At 70.3% G+C, this 20541-nt stretch carries 11 protein-coding genes and 2 pseudogenes; 9 read left to right on the forward strand and 4 right to left on the reverse strand.

The genetic code is table 11. The features are described from left to right. Positions 1-96: 96 nt before the first annotated feature. The 3 genes from JEK78_RS08185 (at position 97) to JEK78_RS08195 (ending at position 1237) form a co-directional block, all read left to right on the forward strand. Positions 97-348, forward strand: coding sequence for a hypothetical protein (locus JEK78_RS08185; protein ID WP_200263444.1), 252 nt, complete (start codon positions 97-99; stop codon positions 346-348). Next, positions 336-581: a hypothetical protein gene (locus JEK78_RS08190; RefSeq protein ID WP_200263445.1), complete on the forward strand. Its 246-nt coding sequence runs from the start codon at positions 336-338 to the stop codon at positions 579-581. The genes JEK78_RS08185 and JEK78_RS08190 overlap by 13 nt, the downstream gene beginning before the upstream one ends. Positions 582-1084: 503 nt before the next feature. After that, positions 1085-1237 (forward strand): integrase, encoded by a 153-nt coding sequence (locus tag JEK78_RS08195; protein ID WP_200263446.1) that lies wholly within the window; start codon positions 1085-1087, stop codon positions 1235-1237. 107 nt (positions 1238-1344) lie between these two features. Here JEK78_RS08195 and JEK78_RS08200 read toward each other — a convergent pair whose 3' ends face one another. After that, on the reverse strand, positions 1345-2817 hold the full coding sequence (locus JEK78_RS08200) for an IS66 family transposase (protein ID WP_200263447.1): 1473 nt from the start codon (positions 2815-2817) through the stop codon (positions 1345-1347). A gap of 396 nt (positions 2818-3213) precedes the next feature. On the opposite strand from JEK78_RS08200, the pseudogene JEK78_RS23260 reads away from it, so the two are divergent. From JEK78_RS23260 to JEK78_RS08210, 3 genes and pseudogenes are all read left to right on the forward strand, one after another. Beyond that, a pseudogene (locus tag JEK78_RS23260) lies at positions 3214-4179 on the forward strand (IS701 family transposase); the annotation flags it as partial. Positions 4180-4402: 223 nt separating this feature from the next. Then, a pseudogene (locus JEK78_RS08205) lies at positions 4403-5697 on the forward strand (ISAs1 family transposase). Further along, entirely contained in the window at positions 5694-5954 is a 261-nt protein-coding gene (locus JEK78_RS08210) for a hypothetical protein (protein ID WP_200263448.1), read from the forward strand. The pseudogene JEK78_RS08205 and the gene JEK78_RS08210 overlap by 4 nt, the downstream one beginning before the upstream one ends. Positions 5955-6013: 59 nt before the next feature. Here the strand turns inward: JEK78_RS08210 and JEK78_RS08215 are convergent, their stop codons facing one another. Together JEK78_RS08215 and JEK78_RS08220 are read right to left on the reverse strand one after the other, a co-directional pair. Further along, entirely contained in the window at positions 6014-6541 is a 528-nt protein-coding gene (locus tag JEK78_RS08215; protein ID WP_207187887.1) for a hypothetical protein, read from the reverse strand. Positions 6542-6548: 7 nt separating this feature from the next. Beyond that, the gene (locus JEK78_RS08220) at positions 6549-14516 is read right to left on the reverse strand and encodes a DNA/RNA non-specific endonuclease (RefSeq protein WP_200263450.1); all 7968 of its coding nucleotides are present in this window, start codon (positions 14514-14516) and stop codon (positions 6549-6551) included. A 503-nt stretch (positions 14517-15019) separates the two neighbouring features. Here JEK78_RS08220 and JEK78_RS08225 point away from each other — a divergent pair. Together JEK78_RS08225 and JEK78_RS08230 are read left to right on the forward strand one after the other, a co-directional pair. Then, a complete protein-coding gene (locus JEK78_RS08225; RefSeq protein ID WP_200263451.1) occupies positions 15020-18370 on the forward strand; it encodes a DNRLRE domain-containing protein in 3351 nt (1116 codons plus the stop codon). Between the two features lie 120 nt (positions 18371-18490). Then, on the forward strand, positions 18491-18829 hold the full coding sequence (locus JEK78_RS08230) for a hypothetical protein (protein WP_200263452.1): 339 nt from the start codon (positions 18491-18493) through the stop codon (positions 18827-18829). 117 nt (positions 18830-18946) lie between these two features. On the opposite strand, the gene JEK78_RS08235 is transcribed toward JEK78_RS08230, so the two are convergent. Then, positions 18947-19459 carry a GNAT family N-acetyltransferase gene (locus tag JEK78_RS08235; RefSeq protein WP_200263453.1) on the reverse strand — a complete coding sequence of 171 codons (513 nt, stop codon included), beginning with the start codon at positions 19457-19459 and terminating at the stop codon, positions 18947-18949. A 69-nt stretch (positions 19460-19528) separates the two neighbouring features. Between JEK78_RS08235 and JEK78_RS08240 the strand changes: the two genes are divergently transcribed. After that, positions 19529-20335: an exodeoxyribonuclease III gene (locus JEK78_RS08240; protein WP_200263454.1), complete on the forward strand. Its 807-nt coding sequence runs from the start codon at positions 19529-19531 to the stop codon at positions 20333-20335. The last annotated feature ends 206 nt before the right edge of the window (positions 20336-20541 follow it).

Below are 20541 nucleotides of genomic sequence, written 5' to 3' on the forward strand. Positions count from 1 at the left end.
ATCAACGCCGCCGAGGAGCGTCACCGTGCGAATGAGCGCCACCCCACGTGTTCCCGCCCTGCGACTGGTCGCCCGGCCCCGCGCCGCCTCGCCGGGGTGGTCACGATGACGGCCCCCACCCCTGACGCCGACGGGCACACCGCCTCGCCCGATGCCGGCGCCCTGGTGGTCGACCGGCGAAGCGGCAAGGTGGGCGTGGTGATAGGGCATGTGGGGCCGTACGTGCAGCTTCGGCCACCGCACGGTGGCCAGGAGTGGGACGTGCCACCCGAAGACGTGCTTACGCCGACTCCGACGGAGGAGTTGAGCGCGAAGGTGGCCGTGGCCAACCGGAGGTGGGGACGGTGACCCCGCGCTCGGTCCTGCGCTACGAGACCTGGACGCTCCAGCCCGACCGCGAGCCGGACGCGGAACCGGTCCTGTACGCGATGCAGTGCGCCGTGGACGGAGAGACCTCACCTCCGAGCGAGGACTTCGCCGAACCGCAGGAGTGGGTGCTGCGGCACTGCGGTCAGAACCCGTCCCACCACACTTACCGGGAGATCATCACCCGCCCCTGGCGGACCTGGCGCCAGACGTGATCCACCTTGCTCGCCCAGGCGCCGCACCGCGCTGACCACCCGACTCCCGTCTCTGCCGGGCGCAGCCGATCGAGGCTCCCCGCACTCGTCAGCCCCGGCAGGGACGGGCCCTCCGTGCGTGCCGTGCCCATGGCCGTGGGGGTTGTGGCCTCTGCCACAGAAAGTCAGCCACGACGGCGGGCGCGCCGACCGACCACCCGCCACGTGTGTCTCGCTCAACCCCGCACCGGCATCGGCCCCGTTATCTCCATCGTCACGGCCCCCAGCCAGGCAGCAAGCATGGGCGTCCGGGACGGCGCGAGCCCGCCGGGCGGCCTCTCAGGTGCCCGGCCAGCCTGCTGCTGAGGGGTCGGACGGGGGCTTCCGATTGGTGGTCCGGCTACGCTCCCGGGCTCTGCGCGCCGAGTGGTCGGCGGCCGTCGCCAGCGGGGCGGCAGACAGGAGCGGGCGGCGGTCGCCGACCGCCGGCGCGCGGCGGCCCGCGTCAGCGGGGCGCCCTTGTTGTGATCAAGGAACTCCTCGGCCACGCCCGCATCGGCGTCTACGCCCACGTCCGCCTCCGCCTCCAACGCCAAGCCATCGACACCCTCAACGACGCCCTCGGACCGGCTGACGACAGCGACGACGAACCACCCGGCGCAGCCGTCGTCCGCTGACGTTTCCGTCAGCGTTGCCGTCAAACGATCCGAGGGTCCCCTCCGCGCAGAAGGTACGCATTCAGAAGGAATGGGCCTGATCGGTGACGGTGTGTGAGGGTACCTGGTCAGACGTTCTGGGCGATGGATGGCATCCAGAGGTTGCCGGTGAAGGCGCGGTGGATAACCTCGAAGGCGCCGAGGCCATGCTTGCGGGCGGAGTCGAGGTAGGAGCGCACGCGGAGCCAGGCCGTGGCCCCTGTCTCGGACTGGTGACAGCCGGAGATCTTCAGCTGGGTCTTGACCGGCCGTAGCGCCCGTTCGCCGCAGTTGTTGGTGAACGGCACGTGCCGGAGATCGTCCGCGAAGCGGAGGATGTCGTGGGCCTGGTCGCGCAGGCGCTCGAGGAGGTTGCGGGCCGGGCTCTGTTTCCGGCCCGGGGCCCTGGGGTGGAGCGAGAGCCCCACGGCGATGCCCTGGTGGAAGGCTGTGCGGTACAGCAGGAGGGCGGCGGGGACGATCTCGCCGATCTCACCCTTGCGGACTCTCATGGCCTGGCGGTTCAGGCCGGCCAGGGCCCAGCGGATCTGCTGGTGCCACTTCTGGTCGGGGAAGTCTTTTTCGGCGACGGTGAGTTCGCGGATCAGGTGGGCGCCGCACAGCTGGTGGGCGCAGGCGCCGTAGCCGGCGTACAGCGAGAGCGCGTCGTGGATCAGCACGCCGCGGTAGTGCGGCAGGACACCGCCGGCATCCGCTCCTTCGCGGGAGCGGGGCGCAAGGTGCAGGAGGGTGAGGAAGTCGGTGCAGGCCACGTGCAGCCAGCGGCGCACACTCCCGATCCGGGTGGTTGTCTCGTCCGCGTGCGGGATGTGCCCCATGACCAGCGGGGCCCGGATGAGGTTCACCGAGTCGGTGACCAGATAGGCGGCCTCGGGCAACAGGGAGGCGACCCAGCCGGTGGAGACCTCCGCCCCGGTCACATCCTCGATCAGCCGGGCGGTCCGCTCGACCGGAACATGCTGGAAGACCAGGAGGTAGACGGCCAGCGCCCGCAGGCTGGGGCCGTAGGAGGACGGCGATCCGGCGACCTCGCCGGGCATGGGTTCAGCGGTCACCGTGCCGCGGACGCACCGGCAGCGATGGGCCCGGTGCTCGGTGACCGTCACCGTGACCAGCGGGACGTCGCGAACCTGGCGGCGCTCGAAGCCGATGCTGTCATCCGGGGACAGACTGCCCCCGCAGCCGCTGCAGGCCACCGGAACATGGTCCTCGGTGACGTCGGGCACAGCGACCATGGCCAGACCGGCTCCGCCCGCACCCGGCTGACGGCCCCGCTTGCGCCCGCTCCCGGGCGCTGTCTTCTTCTCCGGCCGCCCGAAGGTGTCGCTGGACGGCGGCATCGAGGAATTCCCCGAGTTCCGGCCAAGACATCGCTCCAGCTCCGCCACCCGAGCGGTCAACCGCTCATTGGCCACCGCGAGTTCGGCCGCCCGCGCCTCTGCCGCTTCCGCCCGCGTCTCTGCGGCCGCCACCTGCCTCTGGAGCAGCCCGATCAGCGCGAGGAGATCCTCACGCGACGCAGACTCCAGAGCAGACGACACGACCACAGATCCTGCCGCACCCACCCCGCACCTGTCACATCGTCAAGAGACGGACGCACGACCGACCTTCTGAATGCTTACGCAGCAGTACCGGACTGGCTCGCCCCGTTGTCCGATGCGTCCTGGGCGGAACGCTACGGAGCCAAGGTCGGCAGCTCGAACCGGCCGATCTTCATGAAGGTGCGCCCGTACCGGTACTACAGCCGGTTGTTCACGTGACGTGACGGTGATCGGACTCGTTGGTGGTTCATGGGGCTGATGCTGCCGCCGGGTCTGGTCCGGCGTGATGAGTTGACCGCGGACGAGGTTCGGTCCTGGGATGCGGATCTGGAGGCGTTGTGCGCGTCGGTGGACGATGTGTTCTGCCGGCCGGCGTCGCGGGAGAATCTGCGGGCGATGGTGCGCGGACTGCTGTCGGACGTGCCGCGCAAGAACATGTGGCAGGTCGCGGAGGCGGCCGGGCATGCCTCGCCGGACCGGTTGCAGGACTTCCTGGCCCGCGCGTCCTGGGACGCCGACGAACTGCGCGACCGGGTACGGGAGTTCGTGGTGGACTCGCTGCGGGCCGAGGACGCGGTGCTGATCGCGGACGAGACCGGCGACATCAAGAAGGGCACCAAGAGCGCCGGGGTGGCCCGCCAGTACACCGGCGTCACCGGACAGGTCGAGAACGCCCAGGTCAGCGTGCACCTCTCCTACGGATCCTCGCGCGGGCGGGCGATCATCGACCGGGAGCTGTACGCCGGGCAGCACTGGGTGGGCCGTAGCGAGGAACACCGCCGACGCTGCGAGGAGGCCGGGGTGCCCGAGGAGCGGGCCCGCACGGTGGTGACCAAGCCGGAGCTGGCCCGGCGCATGGTCGAGCGCGCCCTCGCGGCCGGGGTGCCCTTCACCTACTTCCTGGCCGACGAGCTCTACGGCGGCTCGCGGTCCCTGCGCGCCTGGCTGGAAGAACACCAGGTCCGCTACGTGATGGCGATCCCGAAGAACGAGGTGCTGCCGCTGGCCGACGGCCGTACCCAAGAAGCGCGGCAGCTGTGGGCGAGGGTGCCCGAAGCATTGATGGAGCGCCGCTCGTGCGCGGACGGCGCCAAAGGCCCGCGCGCCTACGACTTCGCCGTCGTCGACCTGGCCGACACCCCTCATGGCCTGGCACGGACCCTGCTGATCCGCCGCTCCACCGTGCCGAACAAGAAGAACACGAACGGTGAACTCGTCCGCGAGGTGGCCTACTTCCTGTGCCACCACGCCCCCGGCACCACTCTGGCCGAGCTGGTGACCGCCGCTGGTCAGCGATGGATGGTCGAGGAGACTTTTCAAGCGGCGAAGAACGAGGTCGGCTTCGACCAGCACGAAGTACGCAAATGGTGTTCCTGGTACCGGCAGACCACCGTATGCATGCTCGCCCTGGCCTTCCTCGCCGACGTGCGGAGCCGACGCATACGCCCCTGCCACCCAGGGCCCCGGCGAGTGCCTGAATTGCCCCAGCTTGGGGTGTTGATCTCGGTGGTGGGCCCCGGAAGCAGGCGAACACGGCACCTGTGGATCATGGAGTTCTCTACGCTTCAAGATCCACGAAGGTGCCGTGTTCGTTCCTCCATCATCCCCTGTCGCTGCCCCCGCTTGCGCGGTGCCCCGCCTGGAAGCCCTTGGCGAGGGGGCCGCCAAGGACCAAGTCCGCCGCCTGGTCGCCGAGTTCGAGTCGGTCACCGACCCGAGAGGGACTTGCGGGGTGCGCTACCGGCTCTCCTCACTGCTGGCCCTGATGGTCTGCGCGATGACCCCGTCCGGCCACGACTCGATCACCGCGGCGGCGGAGTGGTGCCGACGTGCGACGCCGGAGGAACTGGCCGCCTTCGGCCTGCCCTACCACCCGCTCCTCGGCCGCTACCGGGTGCCGAGCGAGAAGACCCTCCGCAGCGTCCTGGGACGCCTGGATCACGGTGAGATCTGTGCGGCGGCTTACGACTACCTGCGGCCCTTGCTGTCCGCACAGCCCCGCCGGCCGGAGCCGGTCATGCCCGACGGTGGCACCGAGCGTTAACAGCGCCGGGCCCACCGGGCGGCCGCCCATGCCGGGCCGGTACGGATCCGGCGGCGGGCGATCGCGGTGGACGGCAAGTGCCTGCGGGGCGCCAGGCGCCCGGACGGCAGCCGGGTCTTCGTCCTGTCCGCCGTCCGCCACGGCGACGGTGTCACGCTCGCCTCCCGCGAGATCGGCGCGAAGACCAACGAAATCCCCGAGTTCCAGCCCTTGCTCGACAGAATCGACGACGCGGATCTCGCGGGGTGGTCGTGACCGCCGATGCCCTCCACGCCCAGCGCGACCACGCCACCTACCTGCACGAACGCGGCGCTCACTACCTGCTGACCATCAAGAACAACCAGCGCGGCCAGGCCCGTCAACTCCACGCCCTGCCCTGGAAGGAGATCCCCGTCATCCACCGCGACGACGCCCGCGGCCACGGCCGTCACGAACAGCGTCTCGTCCAGGTCGTCACCGTCAACGGCCTGCTCTTCCCCCACGCGGCCCAGGTCCTGCGGATCCAGCGCCGTCGCCGTCTCTACGGGGCCAAGAAGTGGTCCAGCGAGACCGTCTACGCCATCACCGACCTGCCCGCCGAGGAAGCGAACGCAGCCGAGATCGCGTCCTGGGCTCGCGGGCACTGGACGGTGGAAAACACCGTCCACTGGTGCCGAGATGTCACCTTCAACGAGGACAAGTCCCAGGTCAGGACCCACAACACGCCCGCCGTACTCGCTGCCCTGCGCGACCTGATCCGCAGCGCGCTCAAGCTCGCCGGCTATGTCAACACCGCCGCCGGACGACGAGCCCACACCGAACGCCCCCGCGTCCTCGCCCTCTACGGCATCACATGATCAAACCGGACGATCCAGGCACTCGCCGGGGCCCTGACGCCACCCCACCCCCTGAGCACACCGACCCGACCAACGAGGAAGAGGCCGCCGTCGTCCCGCTGTCCCTGAACGAGATCCGCCGCATGTACGACCGGATCGTCCTGGCCCCCGCCCGCGCCGCCAGGACCTGGCTCGCCCTGCACTGGAACCGCTGGCGCCGACGACACCAGACACAAGCCCGCATCAGCCACTACCACCGACGAGAACACCCACCGTGACAACACCGGCTGTAGTACCGGGCGGCTTTGTACTTTGCGGTCGCTCACTCTACCGAGACTCAGTAGCGAGTAAACGAGTTCTCGAACTCCGCAAATGCACTAGAGATCAAATTCGTATCGAGTTCTCCATTGATCCATCGGAGCAAGAACTCAGTGCTCGACAAATCAAAGAATTCCCAGTCCCCGTCATAATCTTGGACTGCAATTCGCCGACCGGCCGGAAAGGAGCCCTCCTTGGGCACCACCCAGTAGATGTACTCACCGTCACCGGTGCTTGCCCAGGAAATCAGCCTGTCATTCTCCCGATTAACCTCCGGAGGGATCTCTTCCCCAGCGCCCCAGAGAAGCTCCAGTGCCGTTTCCCGCTCAACCGCCCAGGACGCAAGATCGTAAGGCTCCCCTTGCTTTCGGGGTGAGTGAATCCAGATATGCCGGTCGAAACTCCCACCTCCGAACGTATCGATCATTTCTCGATAATCATCCGGAAGGAGAGTGCGAAGCTCTACAGGGACGCCGCTCCAGTCCACCTCACCCGGAGCCTGCGGGTACGAGACGTTTGCCCATCGCGCCAACTCTGCTACAGACACTTCGGGGTCACCTTTTCCTGTTGACGATCGTGACATCCAGAGAGAATCCTGCGTTTCCACGCCCAGAAAGCGTAACCCCCAAGGGAAGTGGATTACTTCCAGAGTAAATCGGCGTCGCCCTGTACAAAATATTCTCACCGGCTTTGACGGCATCACGAACCTGTAGCTCGAACCCTCGCATCACGGGAGAATTCGCATACGCGTGCATCGTGACGAAATTTCTCTTGTCATTGTTCACCCCTCCCAGCACTGCCGCCAACAGGTGCGCGCGATTGTACCCCTGTCCGCTCTGCCAACCGGCCGGGTCAACCGAAGGACTCGTCTTGCCTCCGATATTACTAGGAGTGAGCATCGCCTCGACGCCGGTAGCGCGCCCACTTTGATCCAGGCCCCCGTAGGTTGCGTTGCAGTTGTGAACCAGGACCGGCGTCTGCCCCGCCAGTACATGGTACGTGTGTTGGTTGGTGATGGTGAGGTTGTGGACGGTGGTGGTGGGGGTGGTCCAGCGTTTGATTGCGGTGATCTGGACGTGGGTGCCGGCGGCGGTCTGGAGCCAGGTGTTGGGGGTGAGGTCGGTGGCGTCGATCCACTGGCCGAGTTCGGGGACCCAGAAGGGGTGTCCGTCGGTCGCGGTGATGTCGGCGGTCTGGTCGCCTTGGTCGCCGTCGGTGTCCAGGGTGATCTTGACGAGGTGTTTCTCGCCCTTGCCGGTGATCTGAGCGGTCACCTTCTCGGCGGAGGTCTCGCCGGTCTCGGGGTCGGTGGCCACGACGGTGTCGCCGCCCTCGAGTTCCTCGATGGGTTGTGCGGTGCCGTCGGCCATCAACACGCGGGTGCCGGTGGCGAAGCTGTTGCCGGTCGCGCAGGAGTCGGCGGGCTTGCTGGTGTTCCCGCCACCGCTGGTGCCGCCATTGGAGCGGGCGGAAGCGCCGCTGGAGCCACCACCCGACCCGCTACCGGAACCGCTCTTGCTCGTGCTCGTGCTCGTGCTCGATTTGCCGCCACTGCCGCCGGCACCGGAGGAACGGGCGGCGGAGACCTTCGGAGCCGCCTTCGCCTGGGCCGTCTTCTGTTTGGGATTTCCGGTCTTCCGCGCTACCTGAGACGCCCGGTTGCTGGTGGTCTGGCGTTTCTCGGCGGCCTTCTTCTTCCTCGCCTGAGCGGCCTTCTTCCGTTGCTCGATCCGCTTCTTCTTGGCCGCCTTGGCCTTGGCTATGGCGGCCTTCGCCTTCGACAGCACCCGCTGCGCCGCCGCCTTGGCCTTGCGCCAGGCACTGACGGCACTCATGACCTTCTTGACGGCCGAGTAGACCTTGCCCGCCATCTTGAAGGCCTTGGTCCACGGCATCAGGTCCAGGACCACGTTCGCGCAGGACCAGACCGAGCCCCCGACACAGGACATGATGTCGTTGATGCCGAGGAAGTCCCGCAGGATCGACCCGGCAGCGGAGGCGACCGCGGACGCCATCGACCGGTTGGCGTCCCGCTTGGCCTGGGAGACATCGGCCATCGACAGACCGGCACCAGCCAAGGCCAGCGACATCTCCTTGGAACTCAGCGAGATGGACAGACCCGTGGGATCGCTGTAGGTGACCGGGTTGTTGTGAGCGTAGGCGTAGCCCCCACGCTGCATCGGGTCCAGCAGATCCAGCACCGGGTCGGCCGACAGGAAACGACCCGTCCCCGGCTCGTACAACCGGGCACCGAGCATCGTGAACCCGGTGGAATCGTCCCGGCCGGCACCCAGGAACCCCTGGGCGGTCTGCAACCTGTGCGCGGTGTCCGAACCCTTGCGCGCGGCACCGAACGGATCGGTCTTGCGCACGCGGGTCTCCATCCCGCTCTCCAAGGCGACCTCGGCATAGGCCGACCCCTGATGGTCGTACGTCAACGCCGCCATCCGGGAGGTACCCGCGGCGTACGAGCCGTAGGCGTAGCGCAGCACGCTGCCACCCGGGACGGCATAGGTGCGCTCCACCCGCACCGGCGCGCCGTCCTTGTCGTTGGTGATCTCGGCCTCGCCCAGGTGCAGGGTCGCCTCCTGGCCGCGCAGTGTCAGCAGGCGGGTGCCGCCGGGTGCGTAGACGTAGCGGGCCTGGTCCTGGGGGTGGAAGCGCTGCGCGGCGGCCGAGGAGTCGCACGCGGCGAGTCTCAGGTCCGTGCCCGCGGCCGGTGAGCTTCCCGGCACCGCCACGCACAGCCCGGAGGGCACATGCCGCAGGGCGCCGGTCTCGTCACGGGAGAACTCCTGCGCGGCGGTGCCCGCGCACTCGCGGATTGTCATGGCCGAGCCGGACGTGGTACCGGTGGCGGTGGCGCACCAGTGGCCGAAGGCGCGCAGGCCGCCGGTGTCGGCGTCGGTGTCGGGCCGGTCCGGGACGAAGGCGAACTTCTGGGCCTGGGTACCGTTGCAGGAGTAGACCTGGAGAGGTTGGTCGGTGGCGGCCAGCCCGGATTGCACGTCCAGGCACATGTCGTCGACGGTCCGGTAGGTGGTGCGGCCGTTGGTGCCCTGGCCCGACACGGTCTCGGGAAGTCCGTCGTGGGTCCAGGTCAGTTCCTGGGTGTCGCCGCTCGCGCCGGTGATCGAGGTGGTGTTGCCCGCCGCGTCGTGGACACGGGCCAGGGTCTGCCTCACCCTGGCGCCGGCCTCGCTGGTGTACTCGTGCACCAGCGACGTCAACGCGTGCGGCCCCGCCGCCCCGGCACCATAGCCGTAAGTGGTGACCGTGTCCCTGGCGGAGTCACCGGCGAGATCGTGTTCCACCATCGAGGCGCGCTCGGCGGACAGCCCGGCGTAGGCGTAGTCGGTCCAGTAGCCGGAGCCGTCCTCGCCCTTGGCCACGTCGGCGGCCGAGTCGGCGCCGCCGGTCGCGCAGGCGTCCTGGTCGGCGGAGGTCCACGCCTCGTTGAGGCGTCCGACCAGGTCGTAGCGGAAGCACTGGCGTTCGCGGATGCCCGCGGCGCCCTGGCGCAGGGAGGTGATGTTCCCCGCGCCGTCGTAGGTGTAGGAGGTGGCCGACACCTTGTTTCCGGTGACGACGCCGCTCTCCCCGGCCTGCTGGCGCCAGGTCTCCATGCCGGTCAGCTCGCCCGACGCCTCGTCGTACGAGGCCGTCGACCAGACCCGGTAGGGGTTGGAGCCGAGGGTCGAACGCAGGACCTGGCCGTAGGGGGAGTAGACGGTCTGGCTTCCGTACCAGTCGTGGCCGGAGACGGAGTCGGTGAGGCCCTCCTCGTCGTACCGGTTGATGACCTCCTCGGCCGGGAGCGCGCCGACGGCCGGCAGTCGGGTGGAGTGCGGCAGTCCCGCCTCGGTGTACGTCTGGGTGTAGGTGTAGCGGGGTTCGAGGCCGTACTGGTCGGCCAGGTCCTCGGGCAGGGCGGTCGAGGTGACCGTCGGTTGGTAGTCGTTGGTGTAGCCGCTGATCAGGGTCTGGGCGGCGTCGCCCGACTCGGTGTAGCGCAGCGCCGAGTACGGCATGCCGACGCCGCCGCCGGCCTGGTCGTAGGAGTAGGCGCCGAGGAGCCGGCCGGAGGAGTCGTTCTCCCGGGTCAGGATGGGACGGGAGAGGATGTCGTAGCCCGTCCACAGGGTGGTGCCGCGCGCGTCGGTGGTGGTGACCGGGCGGTCGAGGTCGTCGTACGTCGTCTTCGAGGTGCCGGTGTCGGGGTCGGTGCTCTCGACGATCCGGCCGATCGCGTCGTACTTCCAGGTCCAGGCGGTGCCGTCGTCCTCGCGGGCCTCGGCCGGCCGGCCGTGCTCGTCGTAGGTGAAGCGGATCGACTCGAAGGTGGTGCGCGCGACGTCGGAGAAGGTGTCGACGCGGGTGGTGCGGCCCAGGCCGTCGGTCCAGGCCCGGTAGGAGGCGGTGCCCGGCGGGTTGACCACGGTGGAGTGGTCCAGCCCGTACTCGTACGAGGTCCGGCGCTCCGGGACGTCGACGCCGTCGAGGATCGGGACCTCGGTGAGGACGCGTCCCATGCCGTCGTAGGTGTAGCGGGTGGCGTTGGGGACCTCGCCGGAGGTCTCCGGGAAGAACAGCGTCGTGCTCGGTTCGCCGGTGGTGAAGTAGGCGTTGTTGGTCTTCCACACCTCCCCGGACGCGTTGTGCAGGGTGTCGGTGATCAGTCGCCCTCCGCCGGTGGCGGGCTCCTGAGTCTGGCGGACCCGGCCGAGACCGTCGTACACCGTCACCGAGGTCTCCACGCGGTCCTCGTGACCCCGGGTGCCGACGACGACCGCGGCGGGTTCTCCGGAGTGGACCTCGTAGCGCACCTGGAGGTCGGGGACCTCGTGGGTGCCGGGGGCGCGCCCCGGGCCCCAGGCCTGGACCAGGCGGCCGAGCGGGTCGTAGACGGCCTGGCCGGTGTGCTGGTTGGCGTCGGTGGTGGTGAGGGTGGTGCCCCGGCCCGTCTCGACGGTCTCGACGCTGGTGTGGCCGAGTTCGTTGGTCTCGGTCACCCGGTGCGGCAGGCCCGCGGCGGGGTCGTAGGCGATGGTGGCGGAGGCCGTCCGGCCCGGCTGGGTGACCTGGACCGTCCGCCCGAGGGCGTCGTAGCCGGTGGTCCCGTTGGACGTGAAGCCGGAGCCGTCGCCCTTCAGCGTCCATGTCTCGGTGGGCATGCCCCGGGTCGGCGCGGTGCCGTACCCGGCCCCGTCGTAGGCGACCCTGGATGCCTCGACCAGGGTCGACAGGTCGGAGAAGTCGGCGGCGGCGCAGGTCGTGGGGGACGTGCGGATCTGCCGGGTCAGCCCGATCAGGTGCTTGTCCGGGTTGCCGGTGTACTCCGTGAACGTGCAGGACTCGTCGCCGCTCACTCCGGTGTCGCCGAGCATCTCGATGTGGGTGGGCAGGCCGTCGTCGTCGTACCGGGTGGAGGAACCGATTCGGCGCAGGGTGCGGGGGTCGTCCCCGGAGCCGGACGACTTCGTCCAGGAGTTCTCGGCGGTCTCGGTGACCCGCCAGGCCACCAGGTCGTCCAGCCCGTCGCCCAGGTCTCGGCGGGCCAGCTCGGTGGCGGTCAGCTCCGTGGTGGAGCGGCTGATCCAGCCGGTGGCCCGGTCGGCGGTGGCCGAGGGGTAGTCGACCTGTTCGGCGATGCGCCCGGCGAACGCCTTGTGGTCCTTGCCGATCTCGGCGCCGGTGACGTCCTCGACTGACACGTCGGTGCCCAGCCCGCGGTAGAAGCGGACCATGCCCTTGGAGCGCTTGGCGGAGGTGAGGTTGTCGTCGCTGCCGGTGATGGTGGTGACGGTGTCGAAGCCGGCGAACTTCGCCCAGGTGCGCTGGTTCTTCTTGGAGAACTCCGACTCGGCCCGCTGCCAGGCCGGGGTCCCGTACTCGTAGGCCGTGGCCGTCGCCTGCGCGCCGGACACCGCGGGGAGTTCCTCGACCTGGGTGACGACGTACTTGTGGAACCAGTCGATCTCGTTGTCGACCGACGGGTCCGGATGCCAGGCGACGGGGTAGCAGAGTTGGTCGTTCTCGTCCTGCTCAGGGAAGCCCTCCCCGGTCGCGCAGGCCCCGGACGGGGTGGAGTAGGTGACGACGGTCTCCCCGCCGTACTCGTTGACGACGCGGCCGATGCGCTGCCGGGCGAAGCCGGGGCGGGGGTCGTCAGCGCCGCGCAGGACCCGGTTGGGCATGTACTCGCCGGACGCCTGGAAAGTCACCGGCGGCAGCGTCTCGTACACGCCGCCACTGGCGCCGCCCGGACCGTATCCGGTGCGGGTGATCGACTCCAGCCACAGTGCCGTGTTGGCGCCCGTGGTCATCGTCGGGAAGGACTGCTTCAGCTGGTAGACGTCGACGGTGTACCGGGAGGAGGAGCCTTCCTTGCGCTGGGCGCTGGTGGAGACCTTGTCGATCCGCTTGCGGGTGAAGAACGACGGCGCCGCGTTCCAGCAGTCGCCGGTGTCCTTGCACTGCAGGGAGACGGGGGTGTCGTACCAGATGCGGTACTTGCCCGGGTCCTTGGCCGTGAAGTTGGCCTCGGTGCAGGCCAGCGAGCCCTCGGCGAAGCAGCGCTCCTCCATCGTGAACCAGACGCGCGCCGGTGCCGCGGTGGTGTAGAGGGAGTCGGAGCGCAGGCCGTAGTCGATGTGGCGCAGCCAGCCGCCGCGCTCGTAGGTCACCGGCTTCTTGAACTGCCAGTTCTGGGCGTATCGGTTGGTCTCGGCGGTCCACCACAGGGTCATGGCGTTGCCGTTGGGGTCCACGACGTAGTCGAGGTTCCACTTCCACGCCTGGTCGCAGAAGGAGCCGGCGAAATCGCCCGCCTTGTGGCAGGGCTCGCCGTCGTGGTTGCCGGCCACCGGCACGGTGAACACCGAGCCGGTCTCCGCCTCGCCGTCCTTCCATCCCGGAAGTCGGTTGCGTCCGAAGTGGTACTGGACGCCGTCCTGGGTGGTGACGCGCCAGTACTCCCCGTCCGCGTCGCCGTTGTTCAGCCCGGTGTCCTTGAGCAGCTCGACCTTGGAGCCGTCGCCGGAGGACGTCGTCCAGCCCTTGCCCGACTCCCACACCAGGCTGACGGTCTGTCCGCCCAGGGTCATCGTGGCGTTGTTCGAGCCGTAGCAGAGATCGTGGGTGGGGTGCTTGGCGTTGTTGCCGCCTGCGCGGGCCTTGGCGTCCTGCTTGCAGTTGACGTACCGCCGGGTGATCGAGCCGGGCTGGTAGTCCCAGCCGTCGCCGATCGCGGAGGCCTGGTTGTTGGAGGCGCTGGTGCGCCCGTCGACGGTCTGCGAGGAGTAGGCGAAGGAGACGTCCGGGGCGAGCCCGCCGGGCACCTCGGGCACCTGGAGGCCGTAGGAGTAGGTGAAGGCCCCGGAGGACGAGCCGGCGGCCCAGTCGCCCGAGGAGGACAGCGGGCTGGCGGTGAAGTCGCCGGAGGCGGAGGCGCCCAGATCGATGGCGCCCATGACGGTGGGGGAGTCGCCCGTGCCGGCGGCCCGGAAGGCTGCCGGGCGCGCGCTCGTGCCCTCGGACGCCCGCGCCGGGGCGTCCGGCAGCGGGGTGTCGGACTCCTCGGCGTCCGGCGTCGGGGACGGCTCGTCGGCCCCGGGCGTCTTCTCCTCGCCTTCCGGCGCGGTCGGCGTGTCCCTGCCCGTGTCGGGGGTCGTGGGGGCGCCGGCGTCGGTGAGCAGGGAGACCGGGACGACGCCGGTCAGGCGCCGCTCGGTCTCCGCGGGCTCGGCCCCGGACCGGGGCGCGGAGAGGACCCGGTCCACCTCGACGGAGGACTCGACCGGCACCAACTCGGGGCCGGTTCCCTCGTCGACGGACATCGTCGTGACGCCCTCGCCGCCGCAGTCGAGCGTGGAGGTGTCGGGGAGCGAGCAGTCCTCCAGCACGGTCAGCCGGAAGCGGTCCGCGGCCTGGGTGCCGAACAGGTCGGTGAAGGTGCTGTGGTCGACCTCGACGGCCACGGAGGCGGTGGGGTCGACCCCCTCGGGCGGGGTCACCGCCATCAGCACGCCGGGCACGTTGGCCTCGGTGGAGGCGTCCACGGAGGCGAGGTCCACCTCCCAGGTACCGGCGAGGGAGTCCGGGTCCTCGCCCTCGGGCACGCCGAGCTTGACGGGGGTGGTGCCGACCTGCACCGACTCGCCCGCGTCCAGCTCCGTCAGGTCGGCGGTCTGGTCCGTCGCCGCGTCCCAGGGGGCCACGTGCGCGGGCTCGTACTCCTCCACCGGCACGTCGGCCGGGCGCGACAGCTCGGTGGGCTCGTCCGAGTCGAGGTCGACGGCGGTCGCCTCGTCCAGCTCCGGCAGGTCCACCTTGGCGTTGGACGCGCGGTCCATCCCGTCTCCGGGGACGGCGAAGGCCGTGCCCGTCATCGGAGCGACGGTCAACACGGTGGACAGCACGATCACCAGCGCGGCGCGTCTCGGCCGGCGCCGGGCTCGCACCGCGGCCGGCACGGCCAATCGTCCCCGCCCCGACCAGGACATCCCGATCCGACGACGCATCACGTAACTCCCCACCCCACGCCCCGTCAGAGGCGCGCCGGGACCCTCGAAACCAGCGAATTGCAGCGAACGCGCGCATGAATGACGGACATTCGCGCACTGGGCACGGGAGCTTTCACGACTCTCACCGAGTCCGTACAGGTGACGCACAGCGACCGGTCACGAGTCGGACACGGAATGCCCCCCGGAATAGCCACCAAGATCGACTCAGGATGGTCGGAACAATCCCCTAAGGGGTGTGAAGTGCGGGAAGTCGGTCATTGCCGACTGATCGCCCGGAGCCGAATGCCCGGAAAAAGGATGATCACCGACCTACCCGGTGTCACGCCCGGTGATCGACAACGAATCGATCACGTTCGGGTCTCCGGTCCGCCATCGACAACGGCCCCGTTCGCACGGCAACGTGTGCGGGCCCGTGCCCGAACGCGCCCAGGTTCGCAGTCGTGATCACCTGGCGGGGGGACGGGCGCCGTGCCCGTCGTGTTCCCGGGGAGCCTGCCGTCGTGTCCGACCGATCACCCAGCCGTTCGCTCGTCCAGGCCGGGCCGCGATCCCGTATCGCCGTCCTGGCCGTGTCGCTCGTCGCCGCCCTGGTGGCGGGCCTCCTGACCTGGGCACCCTGGCACTCGGGCACGACCGGTGCCGCGTCGCCGGGCGCGGACAAGGACGACGCCCCCGCCGGCGCCGAGGCGGCGATGCGCGAGGCGCGGGAGACGGACGAGGAAGTGGTGGTGGAGACGGAGACCACCGAGTCCTCCCTCACCTACGCCCTGCCCGACGGGACCTGGCGCACCGAGAGCCACGCGGTGCCCGTCCGCGCCCAGCGTCCGGACGGGAGTTGGGCGCCCGTCGACGCCCGGTTGCGGTCCGTCGGGGACGGCGGACGGCTGCGTCCGGCCAACACGCCGGGCGCGGTGGAGTTCGCGGGGAAGGCCGCGGCCGAACGTGGTGCCGGCGGAACGGGCCCGGCGACGGCGAGCGCCGGCGAGGGCACGGGGCCGGCCGTCGCCGCCGTGTGGCGTCCCACCGCTTCCCGGGGGGAGGCCCGGAAGGTCGCCGAGGCCGAGGTGCCGGAGACCTTCCTCGCCTCCGCCCGGTACGAGGGGCACACCATCACCTACTCCTGGCCGGGCGAGCTGCCCGACCCGGTCGTCGAGGGCAACCGCGCGCTGTACCGGGAGGTGCTCCCCGGGGTGGACCTCCTCCTGGTGGCGCGGGAGGTGGGCGGCTTCGGACAGCTGCTGATCGTCAAGGACGAGGAGGCGGCCCGGCAGGAGGCGCTGCGCGCGGTCTCCTACGGCCTGGCCTCGGACACCGCCGAGTTCACCCTGGACGCCGAGACCGGCGGGGTGACCATCACCGCCGCCGACACCGGCGACGTCGTCGGCGCCATCCCCACGCCCTTCGCCTGGGACTCCGACGGGCTGGAGAGCCCCGAGGACCCGGAGGCGGAGCCGTACACCGACACCACCACCGCCAGGAACACCCTCGCGCTGACCGGACTCACCGGCCCCGAGCCCGGCTCGGCCACGGCCGTCCTGCCGGCCCGGCTCGACGGCGAGGGCACGGGCTCGGCGACCCTCACCCTGGACGCCGAGGCGACCGGCCTGCTGACCGGCGATCTCGTCGAGCGGGGCGAGGTGCGGTTCCCCGTCTTCCTCGACCCCACGGTCGAGCGGACGGAGAAGGGGTGGACGATGGCCTACCGCCCCTACCCCAACAGCAACTTCTACAACGGCACCAATTTCGGCGGCGGAACGGACGAGGCGCGGGTCGGCTACGAGACCCAGACCGGTGGCCTGGCCCGCTCGTACTGGAAGATGAACTTCGGCGGCGGCATCGCCGGGTCGAAGATCCTCTCCGCCTCCTGGAAGATCAAGAACGTCCACTCCTGGTCCTGCGAGAAGCGGCAGATCGAGCTCTGGCAGACCGGTTCCATCTCCACGTCGACGACGTGGAACAACAAGCCGAGCAAGAAGCGCGAGCTCGACGCCAAGTCGTTCGCCCACGGCTACGGCAGCGCCTGCCCGGACGCCTACGTGTCCTATGACGCCAAGTCCGGCGCGCAGGACGCGGCCGACGGCGGCTGGACCTACCTGACGCTGGGTCTGGAGGCCACCACGGAGACCTCGAAGTACACCTGGCGCAAGTTCGACGCGAACTCGGCCGTCCTCACCGTCCACTACAACCGCGCCCCGGAGCAGCCCGTCAAGGGGACGATCTCCAACGGCTCGTGCGACACCGTCATCGGCGAGGAGGTGGTCGGTCTCACGGACGTCGTCATGAGCGCCACCGCCACCGACCTGGACTCCAACCTCAAGGGGTTGCGTTTCCGCCTCTGGGAGACGGGAGCGAGCACCAAGATCCTGGACAAGGTCGTCACCGGCACCGGCGGTTCGAAGACCCAGACCGCCTCGGTCACCGTCCCGGCGTCGCGGCTCGCCGACGGCAAGACCTACTCCTGGGACATCCGCTCCGAGGACACCGAGGGCGCCGTATCCACCTACTTCCCGGACGGTCCCGACCCCTGTCGCTTCACCGTCGACGACACCGCGCCCGCCGCGCCCACCCTGACCTCCTCCGACTACCCGGAGGTCAACGACGAGGGCAGCAACTGGGCCGTCGACGCCCCGCACGGGACGACCGGCACCGTGGTCCTGGACTCCAGCGCCTCGGCCACGCGCTACGCCATCGCCTTCAACGGGATCAACTACACCTACATCCATCTCGACGACCCGGGCAACGGGCAGACCTTCCGCGTCGACCGCAACGCCGTCTCGGGTCACCTCGTCGAGTCGGTGACCCGCGCGGCCCAGGGCGAGCCCGTCACGATCACGCTGCGGGCGCCCACCGCCGGCCCGACGTACATCCACGCCTACGCGTTCGACGCCGTCGGCAACCGTTCCGTCCGGGGCCAGATCCGGACGTTCATCCCGGCGGGCAGCACCGACGACGGTCCCGGCGACGTGACCGGCGACGCCCAACCCGACCTCGTCGTCATCAAGGGCGACGGAAGCCTCTACACCTATCCCGGTGAGGTGGGCGGCGAGGTCTACGGGGGGCTCTACGCCTCCTACGACGGCACCGGACGCCAGACGCCTCCCGGGCACTGGTACGACCCGGACGCCACCGCCACGTCCAAGAAGCACGCGCTGATCTCCAAGTGGGGCGACCTCCACCCCGGCGACGGCCTCACCGACATCCTGGCCCGCACCCCGGACGGCGGCCTGTGGATCTACCCCGGCGACGGCTACGGCAGCACCGACACCGACCAGCGCGTGCGAGTCCTGCTGCCGGACAACGCCCCGGACCCCGCCACCTGGGACGAGATGCGGACCGCCGGTGACGTCACCGGGAACGGCGAGGGCGACCTCATGATCGTCACCGACGCCGGCGAACTGTGGTTCCTCGGCGGGTACACCGCCGGCGCGTACACCGACGCCGTCCGACTCCTCGGCGGCGGCACCTGGGCCGGTCGCGACCTGATCAGCCTCGTCGACGTGGATCTGGACGGCACCGCCGACCTGCTCTGGCGCAACCCGGACAACGGCAACATGTACATCCGGCACGGCGAGCCCGTCGCGGGCGGCGAGGGCCTCGACCCGATGTCCCTCGCCCTCGCCGTCAACTCCCGCGAGGGCAAGGACACCCTCTACGGAACCCACTGGACCGCCGAGAACCTTGACCGGGTCGTCTCCATCCCGGACACCAGCGGCGACGGAATCCCCGACCTGTGGGCCAGGGAGACCGACACCGGCAACATCCGCGTCTACCACCCGAGCAAGACCGACACCGAGGAGATGGTCAAGATCGTGATGACCGCCGACTGGGGCGACTACCTCGACCTGACCTGACCCGGTCGGGCCCGACCGGGCCCGCGGGGATCCGTAGGCGACGGGGCCGCGGCCCCGTGCGGCCCGCACGGACCCCCGTCCGCCGCCTCACCGACACCACCACCACCGGAAGGACCCTTCGTGAAGCCCCTCGCCCAGACCGTCCGGAAACGCCCGGTACTCCTCGCGGGCGTGATCACCACGGTGGCGGCCCTCGCCGCGGCGCTGGTCCTGCTCCTGCCCGGAGACGGTCCCGTCCGGCCCGACGCGGGCAAGTGCCGGGAAGAGGCCGTCGCGGAGGTCGAGGCGGCCGTCGCGGACGGCAGCGAGATCGCCCGGGACATGCCCGCGCACTGCCAGGGCCTGCCACGGGAGGAGCGCGACGAGATCGTGGCGGAGAGCGCCGACGACGTGGTCCGCGACGAGATGCGCGAGGCCCGGGAGGCCATGGAGCGGATGGCCGCCACGGCGGGGCCGTAGTCGGGGGCGGCGGTCGCGAGGGGCAGGGCCTCGGAGACGCGGGGTGCTCCCCCTCGCACCGGGCCCCGGTCGCGCCGGCCGGGGCCCGGTGCGACGTCGGCGGCCGCGCCCGTCGTGTCAGCTCGCCGCCACGAGGGTCGGCGAGGGGAGCGTGCGCAGGGGCTTGGCGTAGCAGAGACACTCTTCGTGGAAGCGGTAGTAGCCGAACTTCTCGCAGGGCTCGTAGCCGCTGGAGGCGTAGAGGGAGACGGCCTCCGGCTGCCGCTCGCCCGTCGACAGCACCATGCGGACCCTGCCCGCCGCGCGGGCGTCCTCCTCCAGGGCGGCGAGGACCCGCCGGGCGAGGCCGCGCCCGCGCGCGTGCTCGACCACGTACATCCGCTTGAGTTCGGCGTCCCCGTCGAGGTTGCCCGTGTCGTTGGCGTCCTGGGCTCGCCAGCCGCCGGAGGCCAGCGGGGCGCCGTCGTCCGCGTAGGCGATCAGGTACAGCCCGTTGGGCGGGGTGAAGTCGGTCGGGTCCACTGTGGTGGCGTCGCCGCCGTCGCCGTAGCGGACGTGGTACTCGGCCTGCACCGCGTCGTCCAGCCGGACGGCGTCGGGGTGGTCGAAGGGGACCCGGCGGATGTTCAACGTCTCTGCTCCTGTGGGTGAACGAGATCCAATAGTTGACGCCGTCCAGTGTGCGGTATCGTGCGCCGGATGCTGACCGTGACCACCGTGAACGTCAACGGACTCCGCGCCGCCGCGAAGAAGGGCTTCGTGGAGTGGCTCGCCGCGACCCCCGCCGACGTGGTGTGCCTCCAGGAGGTCCGGGCGGAGCCGGCGCAGCTTCCCGAGCACGTCCGCGCCCCGCGCGGGTGGCACGTCGTCCACGCCCCGTCCCGGCTCAAGGGTCGGGCCGGTGTCTCCCTTCTCACCCGGCGCGAGCCGGAACGGGTGCGGGTGGGCTTCGGCTCCGCCGAGTTCGACGACAGCGGTCGCTATGTGGAGGTCGACCTGCCGGGCGTGACGGTGGCCTCCCTCTACCTCCCCTCCGGCGAGGTGGGCACCGAGCGCCAGGACGAGAAGGTCCGTTTCATGGGCGAGTTCCTCGGGCACCTCAAGGAGTCGCGTGAGCGCGCCGCCGCCGACGGGCGCGAGATGCTGGTGTGCGGCGACTGGAACATCGCGCACCGCGAGGCCGATCTGAAGAACTGGCGGGGGAACACGGCCAAGTCGGGTTTCCTGCCCGAGGAGCGTGCGTGGCTCGGGCGGGTGCTCGACCCGGCCGAAGGCGGCTACGTCGACGTGACGCGGGCGCTGCACCCGGACGTGGCGGGACCCTACAGCTGGTGGTCCTACCGGGGCAGGGCCTTCGACAACGACGCGGGGTGGCGCATCGATCTGGTCGTCGGCACGCGGGGCGTGGCCGGGCGCGCGGTGCGGGCGTACGTGGAACGGGCCGACAGCCACGCCGCGCGCTGGAGCGACCACGCGCCTGTCACCGCCGTCTTCGCCGACCGCTGATCGCCGACCGTCGACCGCCGATCGCTGGTCGCTGATCGCTGATCGCCCACCGTCGGCCCCTCTCGCGGGGCCGGTCCGGGCTTCGGCGTCGGGGCGGCGCGTCCGGGCCGAGAGCGGTGTCCCGGGCACCGATTCGCCGCTCGCCCCCTACCCCTCGGTAGCGACCTCCTCTAGCCTCCCCTCTGCGTGAAGGTCCACTGACAGGG

The organism is Streptomyces sp. HSG2 (genome assembly GCF_016598575.1).
In the GTDB taxonomy this organism is placed as follows: Bacteria; Actinomycetota; Actinomycetes; order Streptomycetales; family Streptomycetaceae; genus Streptomyces.

Excerpts from the sequence above, each read along its gene's own strand:
- JEK78_RS08210 (WP_200263448.1), top strand. The coding sequence starts at position 5,694 with ATGATCAAACCGGACGATCCAGGCACTCGCCGGGGCCCTGACGCCACC.
- JEK78_RS08220 (WP_200263450.1), bottom strand. The coding sequence starts at position 14,516 with ATGCGTCGTCGGATCGGGATGTCCTGGTCGGGGCGGGGACGATTGGCC.
- JEK78_RS08240 (WP_200263454.1), top strand. The coding sequence starts at position 19,529 with ATGCTGACCGTGACCACCGTGAACGTCAACGGACTCCGCGCCGCCGCG.